Source organism: Desulfosporosinus acidiphilus SJ4 (assembly GCF_000255115.2).
Lineage (GTDB): Bacteria > Bacillota > Desulfitobacteriia > Desulfitobacteriales > Desulfitobacteriaceae > Desulfosporosinus > Desulfosporosinus acidiphilus.
The window spans coordinates 4,528,142-4,544,764 of record NC_018068.1 but is presented as its reverse complement, the minus strand read 5'-3'; the positions used below and the strand labels follow the sequence as shown (position 1 = coordinate 4,544,764).

The window sequence follows — 16,623 nt, the reverse complement described above, 5'->3', positions numbered from 1 at the left end:
TTTCCTCCTATAAAATATGCGCTCAATTGCACTCTGGTGTATGCCTAGGGGTACATGAGTATGAAACCTGGACGCACATAGTTCTAAGATGTGAGAAGGAAAGAAGAAAACGGTGTAGAATATTAGAATTTAGAAGAAAAGGAGGAAGTATCTATGCGTACTTATCGATTGGAGATACGTTTGATTCAAGCAGCAACCGCGCTTGCTTTAATAGTCTTAATTACCGGATTTCTCGGATTGTGGGGACAGGTGGATCAGCCGTCGGGAGCAAAAGCCGGTGCCGGAGAAACTCGGGAGACGACTTCAGTACAAACTCAAACACCAAGTAATTCGAAGATCGTGGCTTTAGGTGACTCCTTCACCCTTGGATATCCTTTAGATACCGCTCATTCTTGGACTCAACGCTTGGCAGATGATTTGAAGATAAGGGTCGTCAATAAAGGAAAAGGGGGGCAGACCTCCAAAGACTTGTTGGCGCGTTTTGATGCGGATGTGGTTAGTGAAAAGCCAGGCCGGGTCATAATTTTCGTCGGGACCGGGGATGCGCTTCAAAGTGTTCCTTTGAAGGATTTTCAAGCAAATGTTGAAACGATGATTGAAAAGGCTAAAGCTAATAATATTATCCCTATAGTGGCCTTGCCTATTTGGTATCCCAACTATCAGAAGGGTATTCAGGAGATTCGGGATTGGGAGATTGATTATGCTAAAAAACAATCGATTACGACCTTGGATTTTACGACGGTTTTATTTGACAGCTCTCAAAAATACCTTACCGGTTTAGCCTCTGATAATGGAAAGTACCCAAATGCCAAAGGCTACGAGAAAATGGGGGATTATGCGGCAAACCTTCTGAAGACCTGATCACGCCGGAAGAAGCAAGCTTACAATGGCGAAGAAGATAAAACCGACGGTTCCTCCGAGCAGTGCATAGTGAGGGTGGCGTTCCCGTGAGAGGGGTATTAGTTCGGCGAAGACAAGAAAGCCCATAGCCCCTGCAGCAAAGGCTAAGAAAAAGGCAAGCGAATTTTGTACCCCTTCCAAGGCAAAAAGGCCAAGCATAGCCCCCAAGGGGGTGAAGACAGCGATGCCGATATTTAAGAGTAGTATTTTCCACCAACGGATTCTTGCCATGGTCAGAGGTGCTGTTGTAGCCATTCCTTCAGGGAGATTGTGCAGGGTAATGGCCACAGCTATCAGGAGGCCGAGACTTGGTGCTGCTTCTTGGCTGATTGCAATAGCCATTCCTTCAGGAATATCATGCAAAGCAATCCCCGCAGCAACGAGAAGACCGGCACGCTTTAGACGCTGGCGTCTCGACAAGGGAAGTGAATCATTAGGTATTTTTAACTGAAGATGAGCCAAAAACATGAACAATAGGCCTAAAGCAAGGCCGATGACAACCTGAAGCGGCGGTCCTATTTTCCAGGCATTGGGCAGCAAATCAACGCTTACCACCGCCAGCATCACCCCACCGGCACCCGCTAAAAGGGAAGCAAGGAAACGCTCTTGAGGCTTTCCAAATAAAAGAACCAGTATACTCCCCAAAGTCGTGGCCAACCCGGCTATGCTGCTGATTTTAAAAATTTCCAATAGATCCTGCATGCGGGATCTCCTTTCTAATACTATAAGTGCAACCAACCTGCCGCTATCATATTTATGGTTTGATCTCCTGCTTTATACGAAAATGTTTTTCTCTCAGTGAAATTCATACCTATGTCTGAGTTCTTGTACTATTTTTCAGGACAAAGCATAGGCTTATGGTAGGAAAACATATCAGAAGTATAAGTAACAGATCTGGGAGGGGGCATAACCATTGAAAATCAGAAGATGGTACAAACTACTAATTGGAGTCATATTATTTTGTCTGCTGTCGCTTATGGGCTGTGGGACCTTGGAAACGTTGGTAAACAAGGATGGTACTGACAGCTCATTTGGAAATTTTATCGGCGGTGATAAAAACGCAACTCTTCCTGCCACAGCTCCTGCATCGACGGCAAGCGACAGCAGAGTGATTAGCTTATATTTTCCGGATTCAACAGGGAAATATCTCGTTAATGAACAGCGGACATTGCCAAAGACGATGAGTGTTGCCAGAGAAACAGTGACTGAGTGGCTGAAGGGACCGGCATCAACGAAAGCAGCAACGGAACAGGCTGCTGTTCCTACGTCAACGACTCTCTTAGACATAGCCATTAAAAACGATTTGGTAATTATTGATCTAAGTAAAGAATTTTTACAACCCAATCCTAAAGTCTCACCGGTAGTGGCGCTTTATGGCCTCGTCAATACGCTGACGCAGTTTTCCACGATTAAACAAGTGCAAATTCGAATCGAGGGTAAAACACTCACGAAATACGGGACTGTCGATGCTGCAAATTTAGAAAATAAGCCAAGTTTAGTGAAAGGTTCAAATCCCGCGACCACAATCATTCCAAGTCTCGGTAATAGTCTTGGAAAAGAGGGGTCCGGCACCGGAACGAGTCAGAGTATTGGCAATGGAGAGACCTCCGGACAATCTTCCGGAACCGGCTCAGCTAAATCGGATACGAGCAATGGTGCGCTTCCTAATTCCCCTAGTTCAATTAATTTATTTAATTATCCGCCGAGCTCCACCTAAGGGAATGGATTGCAAGGAAATTAGCAATAAAAGGCAATTTTTCCGTGTACAACCCCAAAATCTATGCTAAAATAGAGCTATATGGAGAATGGGGGACGAGAGATGGCATCAACCGAAGAACTGACCAAACAATTAGAGGAGAGCTTAAGACGAGCAAACACAATATTGTTTAAGCGCGGACGATCGATTCTAGTAAGTATGGAAATTTCTTCACTTCAGTTCAATGCTTTATTATGTATCCGGGAATTTGGACCGCTAACCATGGGTGAACTGGGTAAACACTTGTTTGTAGCCTGCAGTACTGCCACTGACTTGGCCGATCGAATGGAACGAGCGCGGTTGGTGGAACGAGTTCGGGATAATAATGATCGAAGAATGGTCCGGCTGCGATTGTTGGACAAAGGAAATGAAATAGTTGATGCTGTCATTACGGAACGACAAAACTTTCTCGGGGAAGTTCTTAAGAATTATACGGAAGATGAATATCAGCAGTTGCTTCAGAGCCTAGATCTTCTGGAACAGCGGATGAATTTATAGTAAGAAAAATACCTTCGCTTGCCTAAGCGAAGGTATTTTTTGGTATATTAAAGAGTAAAATCTCCATAAAATCTTGAAAATAATCTTAAATACAACTAAAACTTACGCGGTATACTTAAACTAATAAATTTTAAGGTATCTACCTTACTGGAGGGAGCAGAGGACGTGGGAAACAAAATAGTATTAGTGGATGATGAGGCTGAAATTCTATCCCTCGTGCGGGACTATCTCACGCGGGATGGTTTTACGGTTGTGACAGCGCTTAATGGAGTGGAAGGAATGGAATTGATTGAAAAGGAAAAACCGGATTTGGTGCTGCTTGATTGGATGCTGCCGGGAATGAGCGGGTTAGAGATGTGCAAGCGTCTGCGTGAAACAAGCACCATCCCAATCATTATGCTGACAGCCAAGTCAGAGGAGATAGACCGTGTTTTAGGTCTTGAGTTCGGAGCAGACGATTATATTGTAAAACCCTTTAGTTTAAGGGAGTTGGCAGCACGCATCAAAACCGTGCTGCGGAGATCTTCCGGAGGGGCTCAGGAGACATCAAACTCCTCCCTTCTCATTCGCGGGGAACTAACAATAGATGTGACAAGTCATAAAGTGACGAAAAGGGGACAAGAACTATTCCTTACCCCCACGGAGTTTAATATTTTGCATTTATTAGCCTTGCGCCCGGGTACTGTTTACAGCCGGCTTCAGCTTTTACGTCAGGCCATGGGAGAGGAATATCTTTATTATGAACGATCCATTGATACCCATGTATCGAACCTGCGTAAAAAAGTCGAAGATAACCCAAGCGATCCCAAATATATCGAAACGGTGTTTGGAGTCGGGTATCGGTTTGGTGAGGACCTATGACGCTGCGCCGTAAATTTATCCTGGCCTTGATAGGCATGGTTGTTTTTATGTCAATTGTCTTCGCAGGTATCGCTCTTACGTCAACGCAAGCATTGATTGGGCATGCCGAAACCTATGTGCAGCAATCCTTTGGAGATCACTTAAATCAATTGCTCAGCGTCTATTACGAAGGACACAGCAGTTGGGAGGGGGTTCAGTCCCACGTCTCTCAAGTCTTGAGCCCGCCTGATCCAAAAGTTGCGCGCCCTCCGCGAGATTTTCAACGTTTTTTGGTATTTGATCAGAACAATAAAGTAATTGTTGATCCCACAAACCAATATCTCGGGAAGCAGTTGGACAACCTTCCCTCGTCCGATAAAATTGAGAAGCAATGGCAAGCCATTGTGGTTAACGGGAAGACCGTAGGACACTATTGGCAGCTTATACACTCGCCTGTCGTAGACAGTAGATTGGCAAAAACTATCGGAACCTCAATTATTCAGGGGATGATCATTGGCCTGATTATTACCTCTCTGATTGCCTTGCTATTAGGTCTCTTATTAACCAGGCATTTCACAAAACCCTTAAATAAACTTATGGAAGCTGTGCGCAGAGTCGGCAATGGAGATCTGTCCTCGCGTGTCGAGGTCGTAGGAAATGGGGATATCGCGCTTTTAGCCCGAGATTTTAACAAGATGACGGAACAATTGAATCGGAATGAAGAAGTAAGGCGAAACATGGTGGCAGATATTGCCCACGAACTGAGGACTCCTCTGGCGGTTATACTTGGAAAACTGGAATCTATTCAAGAAGGAGTGCTGCCTTCAACGCCGGAAAATATATTGCCCATTCAAGATGAGACCTTAAGGCTCATTCGCTTGGTTCGCGACCTACAGCAATTAAGCCTTGCCGAAGCGGGTAAATTGCCTATGAGTCTCAGGAAGGTTAATCTTAGAGCCATTGTTGAGAAAATTACCGAACAATTTGAAATAGAGTTTGAGGAACGAGGGTTAAACATCGAAATCAAAGGAGAAAAGGTTCCGGAGATCATTGGCGATGCCGACCGTCTAACTCAAGTTTTTGTCAACTTAATTGGCAATGCACTTTTGCATACCCCATCAGGGGGGACTCTGCAAGTTTTATTAGATGAAGTAGAAAATCCTCAGGAAAATGTGATGGCAAATGAGGATGCTGCCCGAGGTTTGCGCGGTGTTTTTCGAAGAAAAGATGATAAAGCCGAGGAAGCGGGTTCTAAAGAAAAGACTTCTGTTGATGAATCAGGTACTGGAAGATGGGTTCAAGTCACCGTGAAAGATTCCGGGGAAGGAATTCCTGAAGAAGAACTTGATCATATTTTTGACCGTTTTTATCGGGTTGATAAATCAAGAGAGCGTGAAAACGGCGGAACAGGTTTAGGACTGGCCATTGCTAAAGAATTCATCCAAGCCCACGGGGGAACAATTCAGGTAAAGAGTAAACTTGGTGAAGGAAGTAGTTTCCGCATTTCACTGCCCTTAAAACCCAAAAACACGTCAGATGTCAATCCTTAACAACATCTTAAGAAGTCCTTCGCTGTTTAAACAATAGTTTATGGTATTCTGAGCAAGAATTATTTGAGCAATCCAGCAAATATCATAAGATTTGTTGTTTAAATCAAGTGGAGAAAAGGAGAAAGAGTATGAACAAAAAATGGGTGACCATTGGGGTAGTGGGTGTTCTGATCTTGGGAGGAGGCTACTGGGGGTATAAACATTTTACGGCAAAACCCGCTGCAGCTTCCTATACAACGGCGAAGGCAACAATGGGTGACGTTCAGAAAGTGATTACCGCTACCGGAACAGTTAACTACCCTCATTCGATCACCTTGACTTTTCCAACGTCCGGAAGCGCCTCCTCGGCGGGAAAGATCGTAGAACTCAATGTGAAAGCAGGGGATACGGTTAAAGCAGGGGAAGTTCTGGCCAAGATTGACGATACAAAGCTTAATACATCTGTATTACAGGCACAGGCTAATGTTACCTCTGCCGAGTCCAAGCTCCAGACACTTGAGGATTCCTATAATGATCAAACCCGCGCTCAGGCCGAGTCATCCCTGGAAAAGGCAAAGGAGAATTTAACAACCGCCCAGCAAAATGCTGATCCGAGCTATTTAGCAAATCAAGTCACTATAGCCAACGAGAATGTGCAGCAGGCTAGTAATAATTTAGCTAAAGCACAGATGAGCAACAATCCTTCATCGATACAATCAGCTCAAAGTGCTTTGAATTCTGCCCTGAATGACTTAACAACGGCTAAAAATAACCAGAATGGCGGAGCAGCTCAGGCATTGGCTTCAGCTCAGGCAGATGTTACAGCTGCACAATATCAAGTGAATCAGCAGGAGCAAGGCCCGAACCCGGCGGATGTTTCATCTGCTCAAGCGAATATTCAAATTGCTCAAGCGCAATTAGCTAGTGCCCAGGCAGATTTGGCTGATGCTTCAATTGTTGCCCCTGTAGACGCTGTGGTTGTTGATTGTCCCCTTCAATTGGGACAGGACTCGGATTCAAAATCGATCATTACACTCACTCCTGTAGGCGATAAGCTTGAAGTGGATGCTGCCATTGATCAGGCAGATATTACCCAGTGTAAAGTAGGACAGAAAGTCGATATTACTCTTGATTCCTATCCGAATAATCATATCAGTGGAACAGTGAATGCGGTGGCTTTGCAAGGTACAACGACCTCAAACGTAACCACATATCAGGTCACAGCGTCGGTAGATCAAAACAGTGACTTGCTGCGGGCAGGTATGAATGCCAATATAAATATCATTGTGGCAGAAGCAAATAATGTCTTGACGGTACCGAGCGAAGCGGTTAAGACGAGAGGCAGCCAATCCTTTGTTATGGTACCTGCAGCTCCGGGAACAAGTACCGGAACAGGAAATTCCCAATCTCAGTCACAATCTAAGTCCCAATCACAAGCGCAATCTAATACCGGTAACAATAGATCCGGGAACGGGAGTAACGGCTATTCGGGCAGCGGATACACTGGCAGCAGAAATACCGGCGCTAGAAATGCCACGGCCAATGTTAGGATGGTTCCGGTTGTGACTGGTTTAGATGACGGAACGAATGTGGAAATCAAGAGCGGTTTACAGGAAGGTCAAGAAGTTATTACCGGTTCCGTTTCGAGTACAACGAAGTCAAGTTCTAATACCAGCTCCAACTCGTCATTTAAACTGGGCGGCGGTGCTGCCAGAGCGATGACGGGCGGAGGCGGCCCCAGAGGAAATTAACGAGATCAACTAGCTTTAAGAATGCGTTAGGAGGGATGCAATTTGATAGATCTTAAAGGGATTAAAAAAATCTATGCCAATGGTGATATTCAAGTTGCTGCCTTAGCCGGAGTGGATCTTCACGTGGGAGCTAGTGAGTTTGTTTCCATTATGGGGCCTTCCGGTTCCGGCAAATCATCAATGATGAATATTTTAGGATGCTTGGATACCCCGACTGAAGGAGAATATTTTCTCGACGGAACCGATGTGGCAAAAGCAAGCGGTGATCAGTTATCTGTGATTAGAAACCGCAAGATTGGATTTGTCTTTCAAGGCTTTAACCTGTTGCCGCGGACAACGGCGGTAGAAAATGTCGAGCTTCCTATGCTCTATGCCGGAGTGCCCAGTAAAGAAAGACGAGTTCGCGCTATTGAAGCCTTAGAATCGGTTGGGCTTGGCGGTCGGGTTTTTCACCGCCCTAAGGAACTTTCCGGCGGTCAGCAGCAGCGGGTGGCAATTGCCCGTGCCCTAGTCACAAGGCCCTCAATTATTTTAGCTGATGAGCCCACAGGAAACCTGGACAGTAAGTCGAGCGAAGAGGTTATGGCTATTTTTCAGCGGCTGCATGAGTCGGGAAATACCATTGTTCTTGTAACGCACGAACCGGATATTGCGGAATTTACGGAGCGAATTGTACATTTCCGTGACGGGCGGATCGAAGGGGATGAAAAAGTCGCTAATCCGCGGAAGGCTCGAGCTCAGATTCAAGAGGAGGGGGCAGAAAAGTGAACTTCTTGGAAAGTATCAGGGTCTCTCTCCGTGCTCTGCGGGCAAACAAGCTGCGGTCTGCCTTAACAATGCTGGGTATGATTATCGGGGTTGCGGCAGTTATAGCCATGGTTGGCATCGGAAACGGTGCAACGGCATCGATCACCTCTCAGATTCAAGGACTTGGTTCTAACCTTTTGACCATCAGCTCAGGACAATCCAACGCCGGAGGAGTCAGAGGGGGATTTGGCAGTTCAGATACGTTAAAGATGACGGATGTTTCGAAAATTCAGACTGGAGCTCTTGTGAAAGCAGTCGCTCCTGTCGCGCAAACGAATGCACAAGTTGTCTTTGGTTCCGGGAATACCTCGACAACGATCATGGGTACGAACCAAGACTATCAGGAAATTAAAAATGTAACGATGGCAACGGGGAGGTTCATCACCTCTGACGATGTTGATAAAGGCGCACGAGTCGCCGTACTTGGTCCAACGGTTGTAACTGACCTTTTTGGTGATGCGAATGCTTCGGTGATAGGAAAAGTTATTAAAATCAACAATGTACCTTTCCAAGTTATTGGGGTAACAACGGCAACGGGGTCCACCGGTTTTATGAGCAGTGATGATATGATTACCGCTCCTATTTCTACCATTCAGGAACGCTTGCTTGGGAAAAAGACAGTTCGTAATATTTTGGTATCTGCCACTTCGGCAGACCAAATGCAGGCAGCTCAAGACCAGATTACCGCAGAATTGGAAAAGGCTCATAAGATTCAAGCCGGACAAGCGGATGACTTCTCGATTCAGAATCAGGCAGATATGCTGCAAACTATGACCGGAGTGACTCAGACTTTGACGATGCTTCTCGGAGGCATTGCCGGTATATCCCTTCTCGTTGGCGGGATCGGAATCATGAATATCATGCTTGTTTCAGTCACCGAGCGGACACGGGAAATTGGAATCAGGAAAGCAATCGGTGCAAAAGGTTTAGATATTATGATGCAATTCCTAATCGAGGCAGTTGTGCTCAGTATTTTAGGCGGTGGGATTGGTATCGTTCTTGGATTCGGGGGATCTACGCTGGCAGGGAAGGCCTTAAAGATGAGTACCAGCATCTCTCCGATGTCTGTGTTGGTGGCCTTTGGTTTCTCTGCCGCCATTGGTATAATCTTTGGAGTTTTCCCTGCTCGAAAGGCGGCGGCTATGGATCCTATTGATGCTTTAAGGTATGAGTAATCTGAAGTCGTTGCGTCCTGTGATGTTTCCAGAGTTGAACTAGGATTGTGTATTTTTTATCATCTGATAAGCCGGAAAGGGGAAAAAGAAGTGGGTAAAAAGAGACGGACACAAGTGGTGATGAGTGTACTTGTAATTGTGTTCTTGCTGATAGGAATGATTCCTGGAATAGCATCTGCGAGCACGAATGACGGAAGCACCTGGTTGGCGTGGCTCAGCTTTGCGACCAGTGATGATTCGACACTAATTGCCGGAGAGACATCGAACGTTAATGTTCAGCTTTGGGATAATAACTCAAATCCTTTTAGTGGATCAGTAGCTAGCGCCACCATTACGGACTCTAATGGGGTATCAAAATTGTTTCAAGTATCCGGAAGTAGCGGCAACTATACAATTAATAATGTGACGTTGCAAAATGCCGGAGATTATCAATTAGTAATTCGCGAGGGTGCTCTGGGAACAGCCTTGGCTTCAGGAACTCTCACAGTCTTGAATGCTAAAGCGCTTGCCACAGCTCCCTTGGTTCTCAATGCTAATAATACGATTACTGTGAAAGTAACCGATTCGAACGGAAATCCGTTGACCCAAAGATCAGGTACCGTGGATGGTTCGCTGGTAGGGGCATCGTCATCGTCCTATACAACGCTTAGTGATGGAACGTTCACCTTTACCATGACTCCGACACAATTAGGAAACGTGAATGTTCTATATGCCGGACATATCATTGGTACTATCGTGGTACAGCAGGCATATACTCAGAACACAAGAATTGGTGGGCCTTCACAGGATAACGTTTCCTTAGCGATTAGTGTTGCCCAAACCGGTTGGGCTTCAGGTTCTGCAAATGTCATCTTAACAAGAGACGACCAGTTTTCAGATGCTTTGGCTGCTGCACCGCTTTCGAAGAAACTTGATGCTCCGATCCTCATGACTAACTCTTCTAAATTGGATGACAGAACCTTAGCGGAGATTCAAAGTTTAGGCGCTAAAAACATCTACATCGTCGGTGGTACCGTTGCAGTATCCCAAACGATCCAAGATAGTTTGAGCAGCCAATACACTGTAACTCGGATCGCAGGGCAGCAAGCCTATGATACTGCAGCACAGATATCCGCGAAAGTAGGAATTGATTCTACACAGACGGTCTATATCGCTAATTATGCCGCAATCCCCGATGCTATTGCCATCAGCGCTTTTGCGGCTGAGCAGGGAAGTCCGATTTTACTCACTGAAAGAGATTCCGTACCGTCCTCGACGGCGAAAGCCTTGACAGACCTTAAGGCCAGCAACGTTGTTTTGCTGGGAGGAACAGCAGTGATCGGGACATCTGTGGAAAATGAATTGGGTTCTCAGTATAATGTCAAACGTTGGGGCGGTTATGATCAGTATGACACCCAAAATATTATCTTCCAAAATTTATTTAATACGCAAAAACCTCAAACACCCTTATATTTTGCCTCCGGACTCGTACGGCAAGGTGATGTGACATCAGGGAATCCTAAAGGGGATGCTCTGGTGACAGCGGCCTTGGCAGCTAAACAAGGCGGATTTGTGGCAATGATTCCTCAAAATTCGCTGCCTTCAAGTTTAAACTATTTCTTGCTGTTCAATAAGGGCTACATCAAACAATCGACGGTTGTTGGAAATTATAATGGTGTTTCGCTGGATCTTGAAAATCAACTGAATCAATTATTAGCTCATTAAAAGAGTTGTCTCTTAGAAAAGTTGTCCCGGAGATTGCCAAAGGTGTTCTCGCTTCACTAGTCATGTGAAGTGAGAACACCTTTATTTCTGCTTTTGCTAAGGCTCGGTGGAAGTTGTTTTTGTGGCGGCGCAGTCGTCAGTCATGGATAAAGCCGGAGTAAAAGATAAGAGAAGTGAATTTTATATTAATTTTCATAAAATAATAAGAAAGGCGAAAGGATTTTTCAAGGGGATGACGAATATAAATAACTAAGAACAAATTGGACTAATTGACCATGCCAATAAGGACTAAACCAAATGGTGAATTTGTTTAAGAGGTGGATAAATGGATCTCGATCGTAAGAGTGGAGTTCCCTATTACATACAACTCAAAGAACAAATTAGACGCAACATTACTCAAGGAGTATGGGCTGCAGGGACAAAATTGCCGACGGAGCGTGAACTGGCTGGAAGTTTGTCAGTGAGCCGCAACACGGTAAGTCAAGCTTACAAAGAATTGGAAAGCGAAGGGATATTAAGCTCGGCTCAGGGAAGAGGGACTTTCGTAGCCGATACACTTTTAATTATGCAGCAGGAGGGGCGCAAAGAGAAGGTCTTGCGTATCATTGATGTGGCTATGGAAGAGGCCGTTGGCCTGGGTTTTACCATCGATGATTTTGTCTCTTTTGTTCATGTGCGGGGGATGGAAAAGAAACACCTTCTTTCACGTGTCAAAGTGGCCTTTGTGGAATGCAACCCGGAACAACTTAACGAAGCTAACTGGAATCTTGGTCCCGGTGTTACGTTATTGCCTTTTTTGCTTTCCGAACTTCATGATTCGCTTCTTGCTCAAAAACGGTTGGCAGGCATGGATATGCTAGTGACAGGGGCAGCTCATTTATCGGAAATTAAAAGGTTATTTGAGAAGGTTAGTTTGCCGATTTTAGGGGTGACCCTTCAACCAAAATTGGAAACCATTGTGCGCATTGCGAAATTGACAGCGGGACGTGACTTAGCTTTAGTATGTGAAAGTATACAGTTCGCTGAAAAGGTGAAAAACGCCTTAAATCAAGCCGGGCTGCATCCTGTGTTTAAGACCTTGGTCCAGCCTGATGAAATGAAATTGCGTGAGATTCTGCCGGATTGCGGAGCGGTTATTTATGCCCCTAAGCTGCGCCTGCGGGTTGAAAAAATGCTTCCGGAAAATATGGAATGTATTGAATTTCGTTTCGAACCGGATGCCGGCAGCCTAAACTTGCTTCGCGGTGCTTTGCTGGAAATAAAGGAGGGAAAGTCTTGAGTAAGCAGCGAGTCATAGGTTTATTCGACTCTGGAGTTGGCGGTTTGACGGTAGCCAAACAGATTTTAGAGCAGCTCCCGGATGTTCGGATAGTATATTTTGGTGATACTGCCCGAGTGCCTTATGGAAACCGTTCCCAGGACGAACTTATTCGTTTTGGGGAAGAAAGTATTACATTTTTAATTGGACAAGGCGCCGAAGCAATCGTTGTCGCCTGCAACACCAGTTCCGCTACGGCTCTTCCTGCCTTGAAGGAAAAGTTTGATATTCCGATGATAGGAATGATTGATCCGGGAGCCCGCTTAGCTGTTAAAAAGACCATCGCGGGACGCATTGGCTTAATCGCTACAGAAACCACCGTGCGAAGCAAAGCCTACTCCTCCGGAGTGAGTCGTGCCTTAGCCCGGGGGATTCTGCCCGAAGATCCTACACTTCGATCGGCCTGGCAGGAAGGAGAACAGGCCATTACCCTGGTAAAGGCTCAGGGCTGTCCGTTATTTGTTCCTTTAATCGAGGCCGGGTTAGCTAACTCCTTGGAAGCCCGGGGGATTGCCCAAACCTATTTAGCGCCTCTGCAAAGTGCGGGAGTTGATGCCCTGATTCTTGGATGTACTCACTATCCGTTCTTGGAGCCGGTTCTTAAGGAGATTTTAGGTGACGAAGTTTTAATCATTGATCCTGCTCTGGCGGTTCTAGAAGAACTCAAAGAATTGCTGAAGCGGATGAATGAACAGGATGAGAGGAGGTTTGATCCTTCAGCAGACCTGGCGATGGCTGCCGGTGTTTCAGGAAAGAGTCAATGGCGAGCGCGTTATTATGTCAGCGGAGATCCGGGACTTTTCAAACAGGTAGGAAATACTCTCCTTCAGAAACAGATCGAATTCGTTGAGCAAGTTCATTTGTAAGTGGAACATCGACAATAAGCAAGTGTGTTTAACCTTAATTGCGAATCTCGAAGTATTAAAATCAGGACTCGTTTAATTAATCACTTCAACATAAAAACCGGGAGGAATTTATCGTGCAGCAAAAGACCTTGGTATTAGGGGTAATAGGTTCGGATGTTCATGCCGTGGGAAATCGCATCTTGGATTATGCCTTTACTCAAGCAGGTTTCAAAGTGATCAACATTGGGGTCCTTGCGACTCAGGAGGAGTTCATTCATGCTGCCATCGAGACGAATGCGGATGTCTTGATGGTTTCATCCTTGTATGGGCATGGCGAGATGGATTGCCGGGGGTTGCGTGAGAAATGTCAGGAAAAAGGTATCGGCAATATTTTAATGTATGTAGGCGGCAATCTGGTTGTAGGCAAACAAGATTTTGAGTCGGTTAAAGAGCGCTTCTTAGCGATGGGGTTTAACCGTGTTTACCCACCGGGTACGATGCCGGAAATTCCTATTAAGGATTTGCGGGAAGATTTAGGGATAGCGGATGAATAAAGGGGGAATGAGCCTTGCAAGCAGTTCTTCTCATTGATTTCGGCAGTACTTACACTAAGGTAACCGTCGTTGATCTTGACTCCGAGGTTATCCTCGGTACGGCCCGGTCCGGAACAACCATTGAAACGAATATTATGGATGGATTATATAATGCTTTAGCTCAGATTCCTGAGCCGGCGGGAGGCTGGAATTTTGTCCGCAAGTTAGCTTGCAGCAGTGCTGCGGGTGGCCTGAAGATGATGGCCAGTGGGTTGGTCAAGGAATTGACTGCCGAAGCAGCCCGAAGAGCCGCTTTGGGAGCAGGCGCGAGATTGCTTGAGGTATTTAGTTACGAAATGACGGCTCAGGACCTTGAGAAGATAATTTCTTCCAAACCGGATATCTTTCTCTTAGCCGGAGGTACGGATGGCGGAAATAAGGAAATTCTGCTAAAAAATGCGAGTATGCTCAGTTCATTGCCTTTTAGCCTCCCCATTGTGGTTGCCGGAAATAAAACAGTGTCCGCTCAGGCCGCAGAGATGCTGAAAAAGCGCCATAATCCTGTGGTGGTTGCCGACAATGTCATGCCTGACCTTGGAGTTTTAGCAGTAGACTCGGCACGCCTGGCGATACGTGATATCTTTCTTTCTCATATAATCCATGCCAAAGGATTAGATAAGGCGGAAGAGTTTTTAGAGAGGATCTTGATGCCTACACCGGCGGCGGTCTTGTCGGCGGCGGAATTATTAGCTGAAGGATATGGGTCCGAACACGGCCTGGGAGAACTTATGGTTATTGACGTCGGCGGTGCGACAACAGATGTTCATTCCATTGCTAAAGGGGATCCCAGTAAACCCAGTGTTGCACTCAAAGGCTTGCCTGAACCCTATGCGAAACGAACGGTTGAAGGCGATCTGGGCATGCGTTATAGTTCGGAGGCCTTGGTAGAAGCTGCGGGCCGACGATTGTATGATTATCTTGGTTGGACGGATGAACAGGTAGCCTGTCAATTACGATTATTTAAAGAAAATCCCTGGAGAATACCTCAAACTGAAGAAGAAGCGAAATTTGATTCAGCTATGGGACGAATGGCCGTCAGCTTAGCGGTTGAACGACATGTGGGAACCATTGAAGTAATTTATACGCCGTTTGGAGCAACGTACGTCCAGCATGGCAAAGATTTAACTCCCTTGCCGGTTGTCATTGGGACAGGAGGAGTATTGCTTCATCAGCCAAATGTTTCGGAAATCCTTAAGGGTTCTTTATTTAATACGTCTGAACCTACCCTGCTTAAACCTCAAAATCCAAGTTTCTATCTGGATAAAGATTATATACTGGCAGCCATGGGCTTGCTGCGAGAAGCAGCGCCACAAGCGGCGCTTCGGATGATGAAAAAATATGTGGTCAAACTATAGGAGGGTATAACGATGGAATTAACAGTCCGGCAAATGGATGCTGAAGAGTTTCAGCGTCAGCGCCAGGAAGTCTTAGGACAATGGGAGACAGGCAAGGGTGTCAATTTTGAAGAAGCAGTGGCCTACCATAAGTCTCTGCCTAAGAGCAAAATTTTTGCCGAAAAGCTCGCTGAAGGGAAAGCCAAGGGAGTCACCTTTGCTCAGCCTCGGGCCGGTGTCGCGCTGCTCAATGAGCATATTGAGTTATTGCGTTTTCTCCAGGATGAAGGAGGCGCTGATTTTCTGCCGTCCACCATTGACTCCTATACCCGGCAGAATCGCTATACTGAAGCACAATCCGGAATTGATGAGAGCAGAACCCTCGGGCGCTCCATGCTCAATGGATTTCCGGCAGTAAACCATGGCGTTGCTGCTTGCCGCCAAGTCGTAGAGAGTGTTCAAGTCCCTGTCCAAGTACGCCATGGAACTCCGGATGCCCGCTTGTTAGCTGAAGTCACCATTGCCGGAGGATTTACGGATTATGAAGGGGGCGGCATTTCATATAACATTCCGTACTCCAAAGATGTTTCAATTGAAAGCACCATTAAGTATTGGCAGTATGTTGACCGTCTCATTGGGTTATACGAAGAACAAGGCGTTAAAATTAACCGTGAGCCTTTCGGACCTCTTACCGGTACCCTCGTTCCTCCTGCAATTTCTCATGCTGTGGCAGTCATTGAAGGAATTCTGGCAGTGGCCCAAGGAGTTCGCAGTTTAACCCTGGGTTACGGGCAATGCGGTAATTTAATTCAAGATGTGGCAGCCTTGCATACCCTTCCGGTAATTACTGAGGAATACCTGAAGAAACTGGGCTATCCGGAAACCATGATCACGACGGTTTTCCACCAGTGGATGGGAGGCTTCCCGCAAGATGAAGCCAAAGCCTTTGGCGTTATTTCCTGGGGAGCGGCAACGGCTGCCTTGGGCAAAGCGACCAAAGTTATTGTCAAAACTCCTCACGAAGCACTGGGAATACCGACAAAAGAGGCCAATGCCGCAGGAATTCGTGCTACGAAGCAAGTCCTAAGCATGTTAAAAGACCAGACGTTGCCGATGACTCCGGAACTTGCCTTAGAAGAACAAATGATTCTGAAGGAAACCAGAGCAATCTTAGATCGAGTCTTAACTCTCGGTGAAGGGGATATCGCCGTCGGTACAGTCAGAGCCTTCCAAGCAGGCGTTATCGACGTACCCTTTGCACCAAGCCGCTATAATGCCGGAAAAATTCTGCCGGCTCGTGATACCACAGGGGCTGTAAGAGTGCTGGATTTCGGCAATCTTCCTTTTGATAATGAGATTAAAGACTTCCACCGTGAACGCATTGCACAACGTGGACAGGATGAAGGCAGAGATCCCTCATTCCAAATGGTTATCGACGATATCTATGCCATCGGTAAAGGTATGCTCGTAGGCCGTCCGCGGTAAACTCGCAGCGTGTCAGAGGGACGGTCCTTCTGTCTGAGATGGGTGTATTTTGAAAAGTAATAATTTGTGTGCAGTTTTGCAGGTTTTG

15 protein-coding genes are annotated in these 16,623 nt (G+C 46.1%); 14 read left to right on the top strand and 1 reads right to left on the bottom strand.

Going from position 1 to position 16,623, the window contains the following annotated elements:
• Window positions 1-153 precede the first annotated feature (153 nt).
• Window positions 154-861: a GDSL-type esterase/lipase family protein gene (locus DESACI_RS20910; RefSeq protein ID WP_014829216.1), complete on the top strand. Its 708-nt coding sequence runs from the start codon at window positions 154-156 to the stop codon at window positions 859-861.
• On the opposite strand, the gene DESACI_RS20905 is transcribed toward DESACI_RS20910, so the two are convergent.
• Entirely contained in the window at window positions 862-1,602 is a 741-nt protein-coding gene (locus tag DESACI_RS20905; RefSeq protein WP_014829215.1) for a ZIP family metal transporter, read from the bottom strand.
• Window positions 1,603-1,813: 211 nt separating this feature from the next.
• On the opposite strand from DESACI_RS20905, the gene DESACI_RS20900 reads away from it, so the two are divergent.
• The 13 genes from DESACI_RS20900 to DESACI_RS20840 all read left to right on the top strand — a co-directional run bounded on the left by DESACI_RS20900 (window position 1,814) and on the right by DESACI_RS20840 (window position 16,535).
• A complete protein-coding gene (locus DESACI_RS20900) occupies window positions 1,814-2,617 on the top strand; it encodes a GerMN domain-containing protein (RefSeq protein WP_014829214.1) in 804 nt (267 codons plus the stop codon).
• Window positions 2,618-2,719: 102 nt separating this feature from the next.
• The gene (locus tag DESACI_RS20895) at window positions 2,720-3,154 is read left to right on the top strand and encodes a MarR family winged helix-turn-helix transcriptional regulator (protein WP_014829213.1); all 435 of its coding nucleotides are present in this window, start codon (window positions 2,720-2,722) and stop codon (window positions 3,152-3,154) included.
• A 165-nt stretch (window positions 3,155-3,319) separates the two neighbouring features.
• Window positions 3,320-4,015, top strand: a complete 696-nt coding sequence (locus DESACI_RS20890) for a response regulator transcription factor (protein ID WP_014829212.1) — start codon at window positions 3,320-3,322, stop codon at window positions 4,013-4,015.
• Entirely contained in the window at window positions 4,012-5,544 is a 1,533-nt protein-coding gene (locus tag DESACI_RS20885) for a sensor histidine kinase (protein WP_014829211.1), read from the top strand. The genes DESACI_RS20890 and DESACI_RS20885 overlap by 4 nt, the downstream gene beginning before the upstream one ends.
• Window positions 5,545-5,672: 128 nt before the next feature.
• The gene (locus tag DESACI_RS20880) at window positions 5,673-7,274 is read left to right on the top strand and encodes an efflux RND transporter periplasmic adaptor subunit (protein WP_014829210.1); all 1,602 of its coding nucleotides are present in this window, start codon (window positions 5,673-5,675) and stop codon (window positions 7,272-7,274) included.
• A gap of 42 nt (window positions 7,275-7,316) precedes the next feature.
• The gene (locus tag DESACI_RS20875; protein WP_014829209.1) at window positions 7,317-8,042 is read left to right on the top strand and encodes an ABC transporter ATP-binding protein; all 726 of its coding nucleotides are present in this window, start codon (window positions 7,317-7,319) and stop codon (window positions 8,040-8,042) included.
• Window positions 8,039-9,256, top strand: a complete 1,218-nt coding sequence (locus DESACI_RS20870) for an ABC transporter permease (protein WP_014829208.1) — start codon at window positions 8,039-8,041, stop codon at window positions 9,254-9,256. The genes DESACI_RS20875 and DESACI_RS20870 overlap by 4 nt, the downstream gene beginning before the upstream one ends.
• 90 nt (window positions 9,257-9,346) lie before the next feature.
• Complete coding sequence (locus DESACI_RS20865) at window positions 9,347-10,960, top strand: cell wall-binding repeat-containing protein (protein ID WP_148271349.1); 1,614 nt, start codon at window positions 9,347-9,349, stop codon at window positions 10,958-10,960.
• Between the two features lie 325 nt (window positions 10,961-11,285).
• The gene (locus tag DESACI_RS20860) at window positions 11,286-12,239 is read left to right on the top strand and encodes a GntR family transcriptional regulator (protein ID WP_014829206.1); all 954 of its coding nucleotides are present in this window, start codon (window positions 11,286-11,288) and stop codon (window positions 12,237-12,239) included.
• A complete protein-coding gene (locus DESACI_RS20855) occupies window positions 12,236-13,144 on the top strand; it encodes a glutamate racemase (RefSeq protein WP_014829205.1) in 909 nt (302 codons plus the stop codon). The genes DESACI_RS20860 and DESACI_RS20855 overlap by 4 nt, the downstream gene beginning before the upstream one ends.
• 113 nt (window positions 13,145-13,257) lie before the next feature.
• Window positions 13,258-13,677: a methylaspartate mutase subunit S gene (gene glmS / locus DESACI_RS20850; RefSeq protein ID WP_014829204.1), complete on the top strand. Its 420-nt coding sequence runs from the start codon at window positions 13,258-13,260 to the stop codon at window positions 13,675-13,677.
• A gap of 14 nt (window positions 13,678-13,691) precedes the next feature.
• Complete coding sequence (gene glmL, locus DESACI_RS20845) at window positions 13,692-15,071, top strand: methylaspartate mutase accessory protein GlmL (protein ID WP_014829203.1); 1,380 nt, start codon at window positions 13,692-13,694, stop codon at window positions 15,069-15,071.
• 12 nt (window positions 15,072-15,083) lie between these two features.
• On the top strand, window positions 15,084-16,535 hold the full coding sequence (locus DESACI_RS20840; protein ID WP_014829202.1) for a methylaspartate mutase subunit E: 1,452 nt from the start codon (window positions 15,084-15,086) through the stop codon (window positions 16,533-16,535).
• The last annotated feature ends 88 nt before the right edge of the window (window positions 16,536-16,623 follow it).

Excerpts from the sequence above, each read along its gene's own strand:
- DESACI_RS20880 (WP_014829210.1), top strand. The coding sequence starts at position 5,673 with ATGAACAAAAAATGGGTGACCATTGGGGTAGTGGGTGTTCTGATCTTG.
- DESACI_RS20860 (WP_014829206.1), top strand. The coding sequence starts at position 11,286 with ATGGATCTCGATCGTAAGAGTGGAGTTCCCTATTACATACAACTCAAA.
- DESACI_RS20885 (WP_014829211.1), top strand. The coding sequence starts at position 4,012 with ATGACGCTGCGCCGTAAATTTATCCTGGCCTTGATAGGCATGGTTGTT.
- DESACI_RS20895 (WP_014829213.1), top strand. The coding sequence starts at position 2,720 with ATGGCATCAACCGAAGAACTGACCAAACAATTAGAGGAGAGCTTAAGA.
- DESACI_RS20905 (WP_014829215.1), bottom strand. The coding sequence starts at position 1,602 with ATGCAGGATCTATTGGAAATTTTTAAAATCAGCAGCATAGCCGGGTTG.
- DESACI_RS20840 (WP_014829202.1), top strand. The coding sequence starts at position 15,084 with ATGGAATTAACAGTCCGGCAAATGGATGCTGAAGAGTTTCAGCGTCAG.
- DESACI_RS20910 (WP_014829216.1), top strand. The coding sequence starts at position 154 with ATGCGTACTTATCGATTGGAGATACGTTTGATTCAAGCAGCAACCGCG.